The following is a 16,672-nucleotide window of genomic DNA, read 5'->3' on the forward strand; positions in this document are numbered from 1 at the left end:
ATGAGAAGATCGTAAAGGCGCTGCAAGTCCCTCCCTGTAAGCTCAAGCCGCGCTATCCCTGGCGCGGATGCTTTACTCTTCTTCCTCATCATCACCGTTTTGATGCTACACGTAGGTTTGCCAACGGTCTGAAGTGAGCCTTGTGGCTCGCTTATTACCAGATACCGGATTAATTATCCAGTTCCAGCTCATTCATGGAAGCGATATTGAAACCGCCATCAACGTGCAGTATTTCACCGGAGATACCGGCCGCCAGGTCAGAACACATGAAAGCAGCCGCGTTGCCTACATCTTCAATAGTGACTACCCGGCGAATAGGCGTAACGGCTTCGCAGTGCGACAGCATTTTTTTGAAGTTTTTGATGCCGGAAGCAGCCAGTGTGCGGATCGGACCAGCGGAGATAGCATTGACGCGCACGCCTTGTGCACCCATGGCATTCGCCATATAGCGGACGTTGGCTTCCAGGGAAGCTTTGGCCAGCCCCATCACGTTATAGTTCGGGATGGCGCGTTCTGCACCCAGGTAGGAAAGAGTAATCAGTGCAGCGTGCGGGTTCAGCATGTTGCGGCAGGCTTTCGCCATGGCAACAAAACTGTAGGAACTGATGTCATGCGCGATAGAGAAACCTTCGCGGGTAACGGCGTTAACATAGTCTCCGTCCAGTTGGTCGCCTGGGGCATAACCAATAGAATGAACGAAACCATCGAAATTTGGCCATACTTTTGCCAGTTCAACGAACAGTGCTTCAATGCTGGCATCTTCCGCAACATCACATGGCAGAATGATGCTGGAACCCAGTTCATGGGCAAACTCTTCTACACGAGATTTCAGCCTGTCGTTCTGATAAGTGAACGCCAGTTCTGCTCCTTCTCGGTGCATCGCCTGTGCGATACCGAATGCAATGGAGCGGTTACTGGCAACACCAGTTACCAGAATGCGCTTGCCGTTAAGAAAACCCATAGCAGTATCCTTGTGATCATTGTTGCTGCGGTCATCACCAATAAAAATAGTTAGTTATTGATGGTCGCGGTGAATAAACCGGATGATTCTATCATGTATGACACACAGAGGGGTACTCCGAGGAGTCATGCGGTTGGTCACCCGCGGAGAGTATTTCTCTGTTGGTTATCGCGTCGATTGAATCAAAAGTTTCCGTTGTCGCGTCGCCAGGCATCAGCGCTCAGTGCCTCACCAAAATGGCTGGCTATCAGACGTTTGGTCAAATCATGCAGTGGGGCTGCCAATACGTCGGCGGTACTGCCGCGTTCAACCACTTCTCCGTCGTGCATTACCAGCATTTGGTCACTGATATGTTTCATCATGCCCAGATGCTGGGTAACATAAATATAGGACAGTCCGTGTTTTTCCTGAAGCTCCAGCATCAGATTGATAATCTGTGATCGCATGGACATATCCAGGGAGGCCAAGGCTTCATCGGCCACAATCACCTTGGGCTGCAAAATCAACGCCCGAGCCAGTCCGACGCGCTGTTTCTGCCCCGGAGCTAACGCGTGCGGATAGTAGTAGGCATGGTCTGGCCGTAGCCCGACTTGCCGTAACGCCACATTGATGGCTTTTTCCCGATCTTCAGCATTCAAACTGGTATTCAGTCGTAAGGGGAGATCCAGCAATTGGCCAATACGCTGGCGTGGATTCAGTGCATTGGCTGCATCCTGGAAAATCATGCGAATACGTTGGCTGCGGTAGCGATAATCACCATAATGAAGTTGATGATCGTCGATCAGCAGTTGTCCGGAAGTGGGGGCTATCACCCCAGCCAACATTTTTGCCAGCGTCGACTTGCCTGAGCCATTTTCACCAATGATGGCCAATGTCTGCCGCTCTTTCAGCGTAAAACTCACCGATTTCACTGCTTCTATGTGATGGCGTTGGAACAAGCCAGTACGATAGCGAAATGTTTTGGTCAGGTTTCGGGCTTCCAGCAGTGTTTCTACCATCAGGATTCCTCCATGTTGAGCGGAAAGTGGCAGGCATACAGATGGTTTTTCATTGACACCAACGGTGGGGTTGTCATGCATTGTTTCTGCGAATAAGGGCAGCGAGGGCCGAGTCGACAGCCCACAGGTAAATGCTCCAGCGATGGGATAGCCCCTGGCAGTGCATTCAACCGGCTCTTGTGCGGCAGAGAACGGCCAAAATCAGGCATGGCGCGAATCAGTGCCTGGGTATACGGATGATGTGGTGTAGTAATCAAATCTTCACCGGTGGCGCTTTCTACGGTTTGGCCGCAATACAGCACATTAATGCGGTCTGCCCATTTACTCATGGTTTGCAGATCATGGCTGATAAGCAGAATCGTCGTATTGTTATTTTTATTTAACCGGGACAATAAACGGAAAATTTGTGCCTGAGTGGTGGCTTCCATCGCATTGGTGGGTTCATCAGCGATTAACAAACGAGGCTGGTTAGCCAGTGCAATAGCGATCATTACTTTCTGGCACTCTCCATCCGTTAGCTCATAAGGGTAGCTGCGCATAATGTCTTTATGGTCTTTGAAACCGACCCGATGAAGCAATTCTATGGCGCGACGTTTGCGCCAGTTAATGCGCTGCCACCAGCGGCCTTTGTAAGTCCAGCCGGGGATGACCTGCATTAGTTGGCGGCCAATACTGGCGGAAGGATCGAGACAGGATTGTGGCTCCTGAAAGATCATGGAAACGTTGTGTCCGACCAGTTTGCGCCGCTGCCGCGTGGATAACTGTAACAGGTCGATATCGTCAAAACGAAAACGGTCGGCGCTGATGCGCCAGTTATCTTTGCTGATGCCGCAAATTGCTTTGGCGATCAGGCTTTTTCCTGAGCCGGATTCTCCTACCAACCCACGCACTTCGCCTTCACTCAGGCTAATGCTCACTCGGTCTACTGCTTTGACCGGGCCTTCGGCGGTGAGTAATTCAATGGTCAGATTACGAATATCCAGTAATGGCATAACCTTTCTTCACCCTTACTCAGTTTGAGTCATCAGAGCACGGCGTACACCGTCGCCCAGCAGATTGACAATCAGTACGCTGAAGGTAATCGCGGTACCGGGCAGCATGACTGTCCAGGGCGCAACATAGACTAGTTCTAGCGAGTTCCCCAGCAAGGTACCCCATTCTGTCGTAGGGAGTTGGGCTCCCAGATTCAGGAAGCCTAGGGCGGCAATATCCAGAATGGCGACAGAGAGGGCGCGGGTAAACTCTGTTACCAGCAGCGCCAGAATATTGGGCAGTATCGCATACCAGATGATGTAAATTATTGAGGCACCATCCAAACGGGCGGCCACAATATACTCTTTTTCCAGTTCTTCATGCACAGCCGTGTATATGGTGCGCACCATTCGCGGCAGCAGTGCCAGACCTATCGCCAGCATGGCGTGTCCCAATTGTGGCCCAATGAAAGCGATCACAACAATGGCCAGCAACAGAGAAGGGATAGAGAGCAGGGCATCGAGAATATGGTTCAGTACGGCGGAGCGTAACCCGTGGGTAACGCCTGCCAATACGCCTATCAGTACGCCACACAGTGCAGCGGTAACGGTAACCACCAATGCGGAACCAAAGGTTGGTGCGGTACCGCTCATCAAACGGCTCAACAGGTCGCGGCCCAGATCGTCGGTGCCGAGGAAAAAGGAAACTTCACCATAACGTGACCAGGAGGGGGGCAGTAGCTGGTAGCCCAAAAATTGCTGATCGACGGCATAAGGTGCCAGTGCGTTACCGAATAAGCATAAGGCGATCAAAAACAGGAAGCCATAAAGGCCCAACATGCCCAAGATATCCTGATAAAACGCTTGCCAGGTATCACGCCAACGGCTGGGTAGATTCTTTTCACTATAGACATTATCGAAGGGCATACCATTCCTTATGTTTCAACGGGTTTGCCATTGCACCCCAGATGTCAGATAACACATTAATAGAAATGACCACCGTGCCGATGACCATGACGCCTGCCGAGATTGCCGAGTAATCCTGTTGGCGGATAGCGTTCACCAGCCAGCGCCCCAGACCTGGCCAGCTGAATACCACTTCAGTGATCATCGCCAGCGTTAACATGGTGGAAAACTGTAATCCCAGTTTGGGAATAATCGGTGGAAGGGCGTTATGCAGTAGGTGACGGCGGATTACGGTTGAGCGTGACAGCCCTCGGGTTAAGGCGGCTTTGATGTAGTTCTTGCTGCCAATTTCGGCCGTACTGAGGCGCAATAGTCGGATAACTTCGGTCGTTGGTCCAACCGAGAGCACAATGACGGGCAAAATCAGATGACGGATGGCACTGAGTAACATTTCATCCCGGTACGGTGAGTCTGACAGCCAGGCATCAATTAAGGCGAATCCGGTGACGGGGGGAACCTGATACAACAGATCAAAACGCCCAGATACTGGCAACCAACCGAGATGGAGTGAAAAAAACAGCGTCATCAACAGAGCCAGCCAGAATACCGGTAGCGAGAAACCGAGCAAGGCCAATCCACTGATAAATTTATCCATCCCCTTGTTTTGCATCACACCGGCGGTAATCCCCAACGGAATCCCTACCAACAATGATAATGAGAACGACAGGACACATAATTCAATCGTGGCAGGGAATACTTCTCTCAGTTGTTCGTTGATGGGTTGACCGTTAATACTGGAAAGTCCGAAATCACCCTGTAACAGGCTGACAAAATAGAAATGATAGGCATCGAACAGTGCCGCACCACTCAGCGGAGCATGGGGGGTAAAATAAACCAGGCTAAAGCTGATCAGCGAAAGCAGAAACAGTGTCACCAACAGCAGTAGCAAACGGCGCAACGCATAGATGATCATGGTTTTTCCTCTTTAGCTGGCATCGGTGAAGAAGGATCCACGGATGTTGCATCCGGTTTTTCCTGATGTCCGTCGTCCCGGTAAACCCCAGCGAATGAGGCGTTGCCAAATGGGCTGAGTATTAACCCTTTCATATCAGCGCGGTAAGCCTGCATGCGGAGCGATGATGCTAACGGCAACACAGGTAACTGTTCGGAAAGAATGTGCTGAGCTTGCTGGTAGTACTCAATGCGTCGGGATAACTGTTGTGAAGAGCGTGCATCCTGCAATAACGTATCGAAATCCTGATCACACCAGTGAGCATAATTGGTCTGTGAAGGAATGGCGGCGCAACTTAGCAAGGGACGGAATACGCTGTCTGGGTCATTGCTGTCGGTGGCCCAACCCGCCAGTGTCAGATCATGGTCCATCTCCATCAGGCGAGCTTCCTGAAAACGACCTTCAACGGGAACTATCGTGACTTTAATTCCCACTTGCGCCAGATCGGCCTGAATCAACTCGGCAGTTTTTATCGGGCTGGGGTTATAGGACTGAGAGGCCATGGGTACCCATAAGCGCAGACTTAGATTGGTAATCCCTAGTTTCTTCAACAACTGACGGGATTTTACAGGATTATATTCTGTCACCTGCGATGAGTTATCGTAGGCCCATGACGCTCGAGGCAGGATAGAAGCGGCAGTTTCCGCCGTGCCGTAGTAAATGGATTGCATCAGCCGGTCATTATTAATCGCCAGGGCAATGGCATGCCGGACATCAACATTATCCAGTGGTGGTTTCCGCACATTAAACGCCAGATAGGCGACATTCATGCCGGGTCGCAGAGACAGACGTAAGCGGGGGTCGTTACGCAGGATGGATAATTGGCTGGCCGCCGGATAAGCTAATACATCGCATTCACCGGTCAGCAGTTTTGATAGCCGTCCGGTGCCGCCGGAACCGAGATCAATGACCACCTGAGCCATACGTGGTTTCCCACGCCAGTATTCATCGTTACGTTTCAGGCGGATATATTGACCGTAACGGTATTCGTCCAGCATATAAGGCCCAGTGCCTACCGGTAGACGATCGATCTGCTCTTTTTTGTCTTGCTGCACCAGTTTCTGCGCATACTCAGCCGAAAGCACTGGCGCATAATGTGTCGCCAGATGCCACAGGAACGATGAGTCTGGATGATTTAGCCGGAACTCTACGCTGTATTCACCCAATTTTCGGATGCTCTGTACCATGCTGGAAAACTGCAAACTATCGAAATAGGGATATTCACCGCCATTGATGTCATGAAACGGGTTATTTTTATCCAGCATGCGTTGAAAGCTGAACATCACATCATCTGCATTCATCATGCGTGTTGGGGTAAACCAACGGGTTTTCTGAAACGGAACATCCCGCCGCAGCCAAAACCGATAGGTTGCGCCATTATCTGATACTTCCCAGCGTTGGGCCAATTCAGGCATCAAGCGATAGGTATAGGGATCGACCCCCAGCAGACGATCATACAGCTGGGCTGCCAGGGTATCGACCATTAATCCACTGCGCGCCATTTGTGGGTTAAAGGTGTTTAGAACATCATTGACGCAATAAACAAACCCACTGTGTCGGATATCTTCCAATGGTGTCGTTGGACCAACTGGGGGTGGTACCGGTACGGCCAGCGCGGGCAACGACAGACAGAACAGCACCAATACGAGAGTTATTTTTCCGGACATACAGGCATTTTCACACATTATGTAATACACAGAGTGTATCGCACTCTGCGCCTCCTCCCAATCTGTTGTGCTTATCTGGCCTCTTTTCCATCAGAATTGCTGCATAACTCATCATTTAAGTACAGTAATTTGGCAATATGCGTAACACGATGATTAACCCGCCGCATCCAGCCATTGTTGGTTTTTATCGTTCCTGCCGGTTTAGCATGTTCTGTCACGTACCGTCGATTTTTTATCAAACGTTATGTTATAACATTCCATAGTTGTGCTAATGTAATTCCCGATTATCACGTGAGTTTGACGCATAACCGTTAGTCAGCCATTGCGCACACATTTCAGGCAGGAGAAAAGCCATGCAGCCACTACCCGTCACTGTATTGTCCGGTTTTCTGGGGGCAGGAAAAACCACTGTACTAAACCATGTATTAAATAATCGTCAGGGAAGGCGTGTCGCAGTAATTGTCAATGACATGAGCGAAGTGAACATTGATGCTGATCTGGTGAATAATGAAGTTACGCTGGATCATCGTCAGGAAAAGCTGGTCTCCATGAGTAACGGCTGTATCTGCTGTACCCTGCGTGAAGATTTATTGATTGCTGTGCGGGAGTTGGCGCAGGCCGGATGTTATGACTACCTGCTGATTGAATCCAGTGGTATTTCCGAACCGTTACCTGTAGCGGAAACCTTCACGTTTGAAGATGAGAATGGACAGCGTCTGTCTGATTTCGCCCGGCTGGATACGCTGGTCACTGTGGTGGATGGGGTGAATTTCCTACAACAGTATCAGGCGGCTGAGAGTTTGTATGATGTTGGGCAAAGTCTGGACGAAGAGGATATGCGCAGCGTGACGGATCTGCTGATTGAGCAGATTGAATTCTGCGATGTGATGTTGATCAGCAAAACCGATCAAATGACCACTGAGGCGCGGCAAGAGATTATTACTGTGCTGCAAACCCTCAACCCGACCGCGCATATTGTGCCTATCGAGCAGGGACAGGTTCCGCTGGAAGAGATACTGAATACCGAACGCTTCAATTTTGACAAGGCGGCACAAGCACCCGGCTGGTTGCAGGAACTGCGAGGGACACATACGCCGGAGACAGAGAACTACGGCATCAGTAATTTTGTCTATCGGGCTCGGCGGCCCTTTGATACCCGCAAGTTTCATGATTTTTTGCAACAAGATGACTGGGGCGGCGGACTGTTGTTGCGTTCGAAAGGATTTTTCTGGCTGGCAACCCGGCCCTTTGATGCCGGATTATGGAATCAGGCCGGTGGTATACTGCGCTATGGATTGGCTGGCAAGTTCTGGAAGGCCATACCGGTCGACCAATGGCCACAAGATGCAGAAACACAACAGATGATTACTGAAAAATGGCAGGAGCCGTTTGGGGATATGCGCCAGGAAATGGTTTTCATCGGCCAAAATATTGACCCAGCCTGGATTACCCATCGACTCAATGCCTGCCTGATTAATGACAGCCAGTTGGCCGCTGGCGTAGATCATTGGATGGAAATGGAAGATCCTTTTCCTGAGTGGTAAGGCGTGTCTAATTCCAGCTATTCATTACTCACGGATAATTCATGTTTTTTCAACAAACCGCGGAACTGATGGTAGGTCAATCCCAGGAGTTCCGCGGCTTTGCGCTGATTGAAACGTGCCTGCGTCAGTGATTGCTCCAGCAGATGTTTTTCCTGATCCCGCTGCCAGCGACGCATATCCAGCGGTAAATCGGGAAGGGCATCGCTGGGGGTGGCGATAAGGTCCGGTAGTATTGGAGCATCTTTTTGGAATGGATCAATAATAATATTATCCAGCGCTGTCGCGCTGCTGGCGTGGCGATACACCGACCGTTCTACCACATTCTTCAATTCCCGGATATTCCCAGGCCAGGCGTAGTGCAACAAGGTATGTTCAGCATGCGGTGTGAACCCCGGGAACAACGATTGGCCCAACTCACGGCACATCTGCACGGCAAAATGCTGAGCCAGCAACATGATATCCTGCTGGCGTTGGCGCAGTGGGGGGAGATACACTACGTCAAATGCCAGACGATCCAGCAGATCAGCACGGAATTTTCCTTGCTCAGCCAGTACCGGCAGATTGTCGTTAGTCGCACAGACCAGCCGGACATCCACCTGTAATGGCTGTCCACCACCAACGCGTTCCAGTACACCGTATTCGATGACCCGCAATAGTTTTTCCTGCACCAGCATGGGGGCAGTCGCCAGTTCATCAAGGAATAACGTTCCACCATCGGCACGCTCGAAACGCCCGAGATGGCGCTTTTGTGCGCCAGTAAAGGCACCCGCTTCGTGTCCGAACAGTTCAGAGTCGAGTAGGTTCTCATTTAATGCCGCACAGTTAAGGGAAATGAATGGCCCTTGCCAGCGGGGAGACAAATAGTGCAGTCGGCTGGCGATCAGCTCTTTACCGGTACCGCGTTCGCCAATTACCAGTACGGGTTTATTAAGCTGCGCCAGTTGTGACACCTGTTCCAGCATTTCAAGAAAATTGTTGGCTTCACCCAATAAAGATTCTTTTTCATGATCCATAACACTCGCCTTGTCATTTTCACCAACTATTGGCTTATTTGACCATGATAATGTGTGGTGTAAAAAACAGCAATAAAATAAGTATTTATATTTCATGTGGTTAAGTAAATATAAAACTTGGCATGAAGTTTGATTAGGTTATATCGACACGCAAAGGTGTTATCCGCAGTGGCTGATAACATCACTGAATCAGGCGTATGCACGCCGAAAATCATCAGGAGAATTATGTTATGGGTATTTTTTCTCGTTTTGCCGATATCGTGAATGCCAACATCAATACGTTACTGGATAAAGCGGAGGATCCGCAGAAACTGGTAAGGCTGATGATTCAGGAAATGGAAGATACGCTGGTGGAAGTTCGTTCGACCTCCGCGCGTGCACTGGCAGAGAAAAAACAGCTAACGCGCCGTATTGAACAAGCTCACAGACAGCAGTCTCAGTGGCAGGAAAAAGCAGAGCTGGCCTTACGTAAAGATAAGGACGATCTGGCCCGGGCGGCGTTGATTGAAAAGCAGAAACTGACGGATCTGATGGCGGTATTAGAACAGGAAGCCAGCAATGTGGATGAAACGCTGGAGCGTATGAAGCGGGAAATTGGTGAGCTGGAAAACAAATTGACCGAAACTCGTGCTCGTCAGCAGGCGCTGACGTTGCGTCATCAGGCCGCCTCGTCTTCCCGCGATGTTCGTCGTCAATTGGATAGTGGTAAGCTGGATGAAGCTATGGCGCGTTTTGAACAGTTTGAGCGCCGGATAGATACGCTGGAATCTGAAGGGGAGAGTATGGGTCTGGGTAAACAGAAATCGCTGGATCAGCAGTTTGCCGAATTGAAAGTTAACGATGAAATTGACGCGCAACTGGCGGCGTTGAAAGCTAAAGTTAAACCCATGGAGTAATGGCGACGGTAGTCGTTAAATTTGGCGGCTGCCATGATTGACCATCATAATAATTAAGGAGAAAAAATGGGTGCCTTGTTTCTGACTATGATACCGCTAACCATATTTATGCTGTTTGTGGCACCGATATGGCTCTGGCTTCATTACAGCCAGCGCAAAAACAATGCTCAACTCAGTCAAGATGACATACAGCATTTGGTCAGATTGACAGAAGATGCAAACCGTATGCGAGAACGTATTGCGGCGCTGGAAGAGATTCTGGACGCGGAACATCCAAGCTGGAGACAATCCTGATGAACAGTACCTTGACGGGTAAAAAACTCTACCTTCTACCTGAAGAAGGCATCATCAAAGGGGTCTGTGCTGGTCTGGCCCGCTATTTTGACGTTCCTGTGAAGTTGGTGCGAGTTATCGCGATATTATCGGTGTTTTTTGGGCTATTTCTGATCACCGCTGTGGCCTATATCATTCTGAGCCTGGTGTTGGATCCGGCCCCTGCATCGTTTTACCGGGAAACCCCGACGCAGACACCACGCCAATTGCTGGATGATGCCGATGCGACGCTCCGCGCCAGCGAGCAGCGTTTGCGGCATATTGAACGCTACATTACTTCCGATACTTTCGGGGTACAAAGTCGATTCCGTCAGCTTTAACCTTACTGGTACATGATGCCGCGCTGCTTCGGCAAGCGGGCGTTGTGTCGTATTTTTTGGTGTTGAACGCGGTAAAATGATAACGCACCGAGTGTCCGAAAGCGTTACAAGGAACAGGAGTGCCATGTCTCATCCTCTTAATCGACTGCAAAACGAGTTAGGCTCGTTGGTAAACCGTGGTGTCGACCGTCATTTACGATTGGCGGTGACCGGGTTGAGCCGCAGTGGTAAAACGGCGTTTATCACGGCGTTTGTCAACCAGTTACTTCATCTACATAGCGGCGCCAGATTGCCGCTTTTTTCTGCCGTCAGGGAAGGGCGGCTACTGGGTGCAAAACGCATTCCTCAGCGCGACCTGGGTGTCCCGCGATTTGCTTACGATGAAGGCATCGCTGCGCTGTATGGTTCTCCGCCCGCATGGCCGACACCGACCCGTGGTGTCAGTGAGATCCGACTGGCGCTGCGTTATCGCTCTCATGATTCTCTGCTCCGGCATTTTAAAGACACGTCGACCCTGTATCTGGAAATTGTCGATTATCCTGGCGAATGGTTGTTGGATCTGCCGTTGCTGGAACAGCGTTATCTTGACTGGTCACGACAGATGACCGGATTGTTGCAAGGGGATCGCATCGCCTGGGCGCAGCCTTGGCTGACGCTGTGTGAAAAACTGGACCCTCTGGCTCCGGCGGATGAAAACCAACTGGCGGCTATCGCTCAGGCCTACACGGATTATCTGCTGAAATGTAAGCAGGAAGGTTTCCATTTCATTCAGCCCGGACGGTTTGTGTTACCTGGTGATCTGGCGGGCGCGCCGGTACTGCAATTCTTTCCCTGGCCCCGGTTGGATGTGCAGGGGGAGTCCCGACTGTCTCAAGCGGATGTTCGTACCAACATCGGCATGCTGCGCCAGCGTTTTGACTACTATTGTCAGTCCATTGTTAAAGATTTTTATAAACGTCACTTTGTACGCTTCGACCGTCAGATAGTACTGGTGGATTGCCTGCAACCACTGAATAGTGGTGTCAATGCGTTCAACGATATGCGTCTTGCCCTGACGCAACTGATGCAAAGTTTCCATTATGGTAAACGTACATTGTTGCACCGTCTGTTTTCCCCTCGCATTGATAAGCTGATGTTTGCTGCCACAAAATCGGACCATATTACCGCCGATCAGCACACCAATCTGGTGTCGTTATTGCAGCAATTGGTGCAGGAAGCCAGACAGAGTGCTGCCTTTGAAGGTATTAGCATCGATTGTGCCGGTATCGCTGCCATTCAATCGACACAAGGTGGCATCGTGGAACATCAGGGACAGAAAATCCCGGCCTTGAAGGGGCACCGACTCAGCGATGGACAACTACTGACACTCTATCCTGGCGACGTACCGGCTCACCTTCCAGGCGCGACATTCTGGCGTGAGCAGGGGTTCCATTTTGATCAGTTCCGCCCGCAGGAAATGAGTGTGGATACGCCGTTGCCGCATATCCGGCTGGATACGGTAATGGAGTTTTTATTGGGAGATAAATTGCGATGAATGAACCGCTGAAGCCGCGCATTACTTTTGAGCAGAACGAGCCAGAAGAGCCGCAGCCGACATTGCGTGCGAATCAGACTTTTGATGAGCAAGACGCACAACGGTTTACCCCACAGGATCCCGCCAGTGAACTGCCGGAAGACGGGATGGCGGAAGCGGTTATCAATGATGTTTTGCACCCTAAACGTAGCCTATGGCGACGTATGGTGATGGCGGGGATCACGTTGTTTGGCATCAGCGCGCTGGCGCAGGGAGGGCAATCTCTGTATCACGCCTGGCTGGCACAAGACTGGATAGCGTTGGGCGGTATTGCCGCTGGCAGTTTGATCGTCGGCGCGGGTGTTGGTTCGCTGGTGATCGAGTGGCGCCGGCTTTATCGCCTGCGCTTGCGGGCGGAAGAGCGCGATATTGCGCGTGATCTGTTGCACAGTCACAGCGTTGGCGCCGGACGGGGATTCTGTGAAAAACTGGCCCGACAGGCAGGGTTGGATCAAGGACATCCGGCGATACAACGTTGGCAGGCGTCGCTGCATGATACCCATAACGATAGGGAGGTTGTCGAACTGTATGCCCGGTTGGTACAGCCTGTGCTGGATAATCACGCCCGACGGGAGATTAGCAGCTCTGCTGCCGAGTCAGCATTGATGATTGCTGTCAGCCCACTGGCACTGGTGGATATGGCGTTTATTGCCTGGCGTAACCTGCGGTTGATTAATCGTATCGCAACGCTTTATGGCATTGAACTGGGGTATTTCAGCCGTCTACGACTGTTCCGTCTGGTTCTGCTGAACATCGCTTTTGCTGGCGCATCTGAGCTGGTGAGAGAAATTGGCATGGACTGGATGTCGCAGGATCTGGCCGCCAGAGTGTCGGCTCGTGCCGCACAGGGTATTGGTGCTGGTCTGTTGACCGCTCGTTTAGGCATCAAAGCAATGGAGCTGTGTCGTCCTTTGCCCTGGCTGGATGATAAACCACGGTTGGGTGATTTTCGTCGTGAGCTTATCGGACGGGTTAAGGCCATCATGCATAAAACATCCTGACAGTTTCAGCACGATGGGGTGATATCTGGCATTTCTCCTGAAATTTCTTACTATTAGTCAAGAAAACGTTCATGTTTTGGTGCATTCATCAGTACCGTTGTGATAAGCATAGTCATGTATACCGAGTACGGGTTTCATGCAAATACCGATATGTGTATGCTTCTCTTCCATTGACGGGATGTTTGCTTATGCACCACTGTAAAAAAATCATTATTACCGGACTACTCTGTTCTGTGTTGCTCTCTTTATCTGCCCAGGCACAATTGGTGCTGGCACCCGCCGATGCTCAACGTTATGCACAAGGCAGTTTCCCCGAATACCTGGACTGGTTGACACTGCCTGATAGTACTGAGTCCTCGTCCGATATTCAGCACAATGCCGCATGGCTTATCAACGCGCTCAAGAAGCGCGGGTTCATTACTCAACAATTGAAGAATGATTTACGTCCCATGGTTTACGCCGAATGGGGGAAACCACAGCCGAACCGCAAAACCATCCTGTTTTATATGCACTTCGATGGGCAACCTATCACTGCAACCGAGTGGAAAACCGATCCCTGGAAACCGATACTGAAAGTTAATGATGGAAAAGGGGGATGGCAGGTACAGCCTGACAACCATCTGTTAACCACGTCCGCACTCGACCCAGAGTGGCGTATCTTTGCTCATTCTGCCGCTGATGGTAAAGGGACCATTGGCATATTTCTGGCGGCGATAGATGCACTGAAAGGATCGAATACACCAGCGACGGTAAACATCAAAGTGTTGCTGGACTCAGAAGAACGACGGGGATCACCACATCTTATTCGAGTGGTGGCACAGAATGCGGCTCAGCTTAAAAACGACGGTATCGTCATTTTCAATGGTGCCATGTCCGATAATGATAAGCCGATGATCACCTTTGGTTATCGGGGTAGCATCCAGGTGGATATGACCGCTTTTGGTCCTATCGTCGGTGCGCACAGTGGGGCTTACGGCAACATTATCTCTAATCCGGCCATGCAGCTGGCAGCGTTGCTGGGCAGTATGAAAGAAGCGAATGGTCGGGTGACGATCCCCGGTTTTTATGATCGGGTAAAAATCAGCGACAGCGATCGTAAACAGATGGCCGAATCTGCTCCATCGCCTGGAACGATAGAAAACCGCTATGGTGTGAATCAGTTGGATAAGATTGCGGACAATCCTATTGAGGCGCTGCAATACCCTTCATTGGATATTATCGGTCTCAATGCCGGGGATACCGGTCGACGGGCTATGACGGTCATCCCGGCGACGGCTACCGCCAGTATTAACCTCCGAACGGTACCGGAAACTCCGCCGGAGTATCTCTACGATTTGCTGAAAACGTATGTGGTATCCAAAGGTTTTCATATCATCCGCTCTGACTCACCTTCGTTACAGGAGCGGAATCATTATCCTCGTCTGATTTCCATGACGATGCTGGCCTCACCTGGCAGTGCCGTCGCGGTCAGAACACCGATGGATTCCCCGTTTGCGATATGGGCGGTAAAGGGAATAACCGCCCCCAGGGGGATTGCAGCGGAAAAAAATCGCATGGTGGGTATTTCACCGCCAATTAATGGCCCGGTTCGTCTATTAAAAAGCAGCTATGTGTTCGTGCCGTTATTGAATGCAGACGACAATCAGAACAATCAGGACGAAAATCTGCGCGTTGGTAACTATATCGAGGGTGTAAGAACGATCGTGTCCATGGTGACTACGCCATTCCCGTAAATTTAATCGCTGCTACTGGAATAGCGGTTCGCCGTGCTGAAGCGGGTATTGCGCCGTGTTTGAATTATTCGGTGACTGTCAACTTTTGCTGACACTTTACTTCATCCTGTGACAGTGAAAGGGTATCATCAGGTTTTATCCTCTGCCGCACCTGATTAAGAAGGCTGTCGTTGATGCGTCTGGAAGTTTTTTGTGAAGACCGTATTGGTCTAACCCGCGAACTGTTGGATTTGCTGGTACTCCGCCATATTGATTTGCGCGGGATTGAAATTGATCCCGCCGGCCGAATTTATCTCAACTTCGCGAGCCTGAGTTTTGATGACTTCCGGGGATTGATGGCAGAAATTCGCCGTATTGATGGTATCAGCGATGTCCGGACCGTCGCCTTTATGCCTTCCGAACGTGAGCATCGAGCGTTGAACGCCTTGTTGGAATCAATGCCGGAGCCGGTGTTGTCCCTCGACTTGAGAGGGAAAGTGGAATTGATCAATGCGGCGGCGTTGAGGCTGTTTGGATTGCCGGTGGAGAAGTCCCGTAACCTCACCCTTGGCCAATTGATCCACGGATATAATTTTACCCATTGGCTGGAACTGGGTAGTGTGCCAGAAACCGAGCGAGTGGTGATCCAGAGTCAGGATTTTCTGCTGGAAATAACACCGGTATATCTGGACGACGATACCGCTAAACCGACGATTGTCGGTGCGCTGATAATGTTGAAATCTGCGGCGCGTATGGGACGCCAGTTGCAGGCGATCGGCATTAATGATGACAGCGAATTTGATCATCTGGTCGCTATCAGCCCTAAGATGCGGCAGGTGATCGATCAGGCCAGAAAATTGGCGATGCTGGATGCGCCGCTGTTGATAGTGGGTGAAACGGGCACAGGTAAAGATATGCTGGCACGGGCGTGCCATCTGCGCAGTACCCGTGGAAAAGAACCGTTCCTGGCACTGAATTGCGCTGCTTTGCCGGATGACGTCATGGAAAGTGAACTTTACGGTTATGCGCCGGGCGCTTATCCCAATGCACTGGAAGGTAAAAAGGGATTTTTTGAACAGGCTAATGGGGGGTCGGTATTGCTGGATGAGGTGGGAGAAATGTCACCTCAGATGCAGACTAAACTGCTGCGCTTTCTCAATGATGGTACGTTCCGTCGGGTAGGGGAAGAGCATGAAGTTCATGTGGACGTGCGGGTTATTTGCGCCACTCAGAAGAATCTGCTGGAACTGGTACAGCACGGTCAGTTTCGTGAAGATCTCTATTACCGCCTCAATGTGTTGACGCTGACGTTGCCGCCGTTGCGTGATCGCCCGGCGGATATCATGCCATTGACCGAACTGTTTGTGGCACGTTTTGCGGATGAGCAAGGCATACCAAGACCAAAATTGGTGCCGGAACTGCGTAATCTGCTGCCGCAATACGGCTGGCCCGGCAATGTGCGTCAGTTGAAAAACACCATCTATCGCGCACTCGCTCAACTGAATGGCAATGAATTGCGTTTGCAGGATATCGATCTGCCCGCTTTCGTGGCTGAGTTGCCGCAGAGTGATGAACCACTGGAGGGGTCGCTAGACGATATCAGTAAACGTTTCGAACGCTCGGTACTGACTCGTCTCTACCAGACCTATCCCAGCACTCGCAAGCTGGCGAAACGGCTTGGCGTTTCTCATACGGCGATAGCCAATAAACTGCGGGAGTACGGGCTTAGCAATCGTAAAGTCAGTGAGGAAGAAGACGAGTAAGC

General features: G+C 50.8%; 15 protein-coding genes. 8 read left to right on the top strand and 7 right to left on the bottom strand.

Going from position 1 to position 16,672, the window contains the following annotated elements:
* Nucleotides 1-169 precede the first annotated feature (169 nt).
* The 6 genes from fabI to sapA form a co-directional block, all read right to left on the bottom strand.
* Nucleotides 170-961 carry an enoyl-ACP reductase FabI gene (gene fabI, locus CWC46_RS12370; protein ID WP_021016258.1) on the bottom strand — a complete coding sequence of 264 codons (792 nt, stop codon included), beginning with the start codon at nucleotides 959-961 and terminating at the stop codon, nucleotides 170-172.
* A 182-nt stretch (nucleotides 962-1,143) separates the two neighbouring features.
* The gene (gene sapF / locus CWC46_RS12375) at nucleotides 1,144-1,959 is read right to left on the bottom strand and encodes a putrescine export ABC transporter ATP-binding protein SapF (RefSeq protein ID WP_021016257.1); all 816 of its coding nucleotides are present in this window, start codon (nucleotides 1,957-1,959) and stop codon (nucleotides 1,144-1,146) included.
* Nucleotides 1,959-2,951, bottom strand: coding sequence for a putrescine export ABC transporter ATP-binding protein SapD (gene sapD, locus CWC46_RS12380; RefSeq protein WP_021016256.1), 993 nt, complete (start codon nucleotides 2,949-2,951; stop codon nucleotides 1,959-1,961). The genes sapF and sapD overlap by 1 nt, the downstream gene beginning before the upstream one ends.
* A 15-nt stretch (nucleotides 2,952-2,966) precedes the next feature.
* Entirely contained in the window at nucleotides 2,967-3,857 is an 891-nt protein-coding gene (gene sapC, locus CWC46_RS12385) for a putrescine export ABC transporter permease SapC (protein ID WP_021016255.1), read from the bottom strand.
* Complete coding sequence (sapB, locus tag CWC46_RS12390; RefSeq protein WP_021016254.1) at nucleotides 3,844-4,809, bottom strand: putrescine export ABC transporter permease SapB; 966 nt, start codon at nucleotides 4,807-4,809, stop codon at nucleotides 3,844-3,846. The genes sapC and sapB overlap by 14 nt, the downstream gene beginning before the upstream one ends.
* Nucleotides 4,806-6,515, bottom strand: coding sequence for an ABC transporter substrate-binding protein SapA (sapA, locus tag CWC46_RS12395; protein ID WP_021016253.1), 1,710 nt, complete (start codon nucleotides 6,513-6,515; stop codon nucleotides 4,806-4,808). The genes sapB and sapA overlap by 4 nt, the downstream gene beginning before the upstream one ends.
* A gap of 353 nt (nucleotides 6,516-6,868) precedes the next feature.
* Between sapA and zigA the strand changes: the two genes are divergently transcribed.
* Nucleotides 6,869-8,059 (top strand): zinc metallochaperone GTPase ZigA, encoded by a 1,191-nt coding sequence (zigA, locus tag CWC46_RS12400; protein ID WP_021016252.1) that lies wholly within the window; start codon nucleotides 6,869-6,871, stop codon nucleotides 8,057-8,059.
* 17 nt (nucleotides 8,060-8,076) lie between these two features.
* Here the strand turns inward: zigA and pspF are convergent, their stop codons facing one another.
* Nucleotides 8,077-9,072, bottom strand: coding sequence for a phage shock protein operon transcriptional activator (gene pspF, locus CWC46_RS12405; RefSeq protein ID WP_021016251.1), 996 nt, complete (start codon nucleotides 9,070-9,072; stop codon nucleotides 8,077-8,079).
* Between the two features lie 230 nt (nucleotides 9,073-9,302).
* On the opposite strand from pspF, the gene pspA reads away from it, so the two are divergent.
* The 7 genes from pspA to tyrR all read left to right on the top strand — a co-directional run bounded on the left by pspA (nucleotide 9,303) and on the right by tyrR (nucleotide 16,670).
* Complete coding sequence (gene pspA / locus CWC46_RS12410) at nucleotides 9,303-9,968, top strand: phage shock protein PspA (RefSeq protein ID WP_021016250.1); 666 nt, start codon at nucleotides 9,303-9,305, stop codon at nucleotides 9,966-9,968.
* A gap of 66 nt (nucleotides 9,969-10,034) precedes the next feature.
* Nucleotides 10,035-10,262 carry an envelope stress response membrane protein PspB gene (gene pspB, locus CWC46_RS12415; RefSeq protein ID WP_021016249.1) on the top strand — a complete coding sequence of 76 codons (228 nt, stop codon included), beginning with the start codon at nucleotides 10,035-10,037 and terminating at the stop codon, nucleotides 10,260-10,262.
* On the top strand, nucleotides 10,262-10,621 hold the full coding sequence (pspC, locus tag CWC46_RS12420) for an envelope stress response membrane protein PspC (protein WP_021016248.1): 360 nt from the start codon (nucleotides 10,262-10,264) through the stop codon (nucleotides 10,619-10,621). Before pspB ends, pspC begins: the two co-directional genes overlap by 1 nt.
* A gap of 124 nt (nucleotides 10,622-10,745) precedes the next feature.
* On the top strand, nucleotides 10,746-12,155 hold the full coding sequence (locus CWC46_RS12425) for a YcjX family GTP-binding protein (RefSeq protein WP_021016247.1): 1,410 nt from the start codon (nucleotides 10,746-10,748) through the stop codon (nucleotides 12,153-12,155).
* Nucleotides 12,152-13,195, top strand: a complete 1,044-nt coding sequence (locus CWC46_RS12430) for a TIGR01620 family protein (protein WP_021016246.1) — start codon at nucleotides 12,152-12,154, stop codon at nucleotides 13,193-13,195. Before CWC46_RS12425 ends, CWC46_RS12430 begins: the two co-directional genes overlap by 4 nt.
* A 188-nt stretch (nucleotides 13,196-13,383) precedes the next feature.
* Nucleotides 13,384-14,928 carry a peptidase dimerization domain-containing protein gene (locus tag CWC46_RS12435; protein ID WP_021016245.1) on the top strand — a complete coding sequence of 515 codons (1,545 nt, stop codon included), beginning with the start codon at nucleotides 13,384-13,386 and terminating at the stop codon, nucleotides 14,926-14,928.
* Between the two features lie 173 nt (nucleotides 14,929-15,101).
* The gene (gene tyrR, locus CWC46_RS12440; protein ID WP_021016244.1) at nucleotides 15,102-16,670 is read left to right on the top strand and encodes a transcriptional regulator TyrR; all 1,569 of its coding nucleotides are present in this window, start codon (nucleotides 15,102-15,104) and stop codon (nucleotides 16,668-16,670) included.
* Nucleotides 16,671-16,672 lie beyond the last annotated feature (2 nt).

The sequence above is a fragment of the Prodigiosinella confusarubida genome (genome assembly GCF_002847015.1).
In the GTDB taxonomy this organism is placed as follows: domain Bacteria; phylum Pseudomonadota; class Gammaproteobacteria; order Enterobacterales; family Enterobacteriaceae; genus Prodigiosinella; species Prodigiosinella aquatilis.

What these genes read in the sequence shown, in the direction of transcription:
- fabI (WP_021016258.1), bottom strand. Translation starts at nt 961, where the DNA reads ATGGGTTTTCTTAACGGCAAGCGCATTCTGGTAACTGGTGTTGCCAGT.
- sapF (WP_021016257.1), bottom strand. Translation starts at nt 1,959, where the DNA reads ATGGTAGAAACACTGCTGGAAGCCCGAAACCTGACCAAAACATTTCGC.
- sapD (WP_021016256.1), bottom strand. Translation starts at nt 2,951, where the DNA reads ATGCCATTACTGGATATTCGTAATCTGACCATTGAATTACTCACCGCC.
- sapC (WP_021016255.1), bottom strand. Translation starts at nt 3,857, where the DNA reads ATGCCCTTCGATAATGTCTATAGTGAAAAGAATCTACCCAGCCGTTGG.
- sapB (WP_021016254.1), bottom strand. Translation starts at nt 4,809, where the DNA reads ATGATCATCTATGCGTTGCGCCGTTTGCTACTGCTGTTGGTGACACTG.
- sapA (WP_021016253.1), bottom strand. Translation starts at nt 6,515, where the DNA reads ATGTCCGGAAAAATAACTCTCGTATTGGTGCTGTTCTGTCTGTCGTTG.
- zigA (WP_021016252.1), top strand. Translation starts at nt 6,869, where the DNA reads ATGCAGCCACTACCCGTCACTGTATTGTCCGGTTTTCTGGGGGCAGGA.
- pspF (WP_021016251.1), bottom strand. Translation starts at nt 9,072, where the DNA reads ATGGATCATGAAAAAGAATCTTTATTGGGTGAAGCCAACAATTTTCTT.
- pspA (WP_021016250.1), top strand. Translation starts at nt 9,303, where the DNA reads ATGGGTATTTTTTCTCGTTTTGCCGATATCGTGAATGCCAACATCAAT.
- pspB (WP_021016249.1), top strand. Translation starts at nt 10,035, where the DNA reads ATGGGTGCCTTGTTTCTGACTATGATACCGCTAACCATATTTATGCTG.
- pspC (WP_021016248.1), top strand. Translation starts at nt 10,262, where the DNA reads ATGAACAGTACCTTGACGGGTAAAAAACTCTACCTTCTACCTGAAGAA.
- CWC46_RS12425 (WP_021016247.1), top strand. Translation starts at nt 10,746, where the DNA reads ATGTCTCATCCTCTTAATCGACTGCAAAACGAGTTAGGCTCGTTGGTA.
- CWC46_RS12430 (WP_021016246.1), top strand. Translation starts at nt 12,152, where the DNA reads ATGAATGAACCGCTGAAGCCGCGCATTACTTTTGAGCAGAACGAGCCA.
- CWC46_RS12435 (WP_021016245.1), top strand. Translation starts at nt 13,384, where the DNA reads ATGCACCACTGTAAAAAAATCATTATTACCGGACTACTCTGTTCTGTG.
- tyrR (WP_021016244.1), top strand. Translation starts at nt 15,102, where the DNA reads ATGCGTCTGGAAGTTTTTTGTGAAGACCGTATTGGTCTAACCCGCGAA.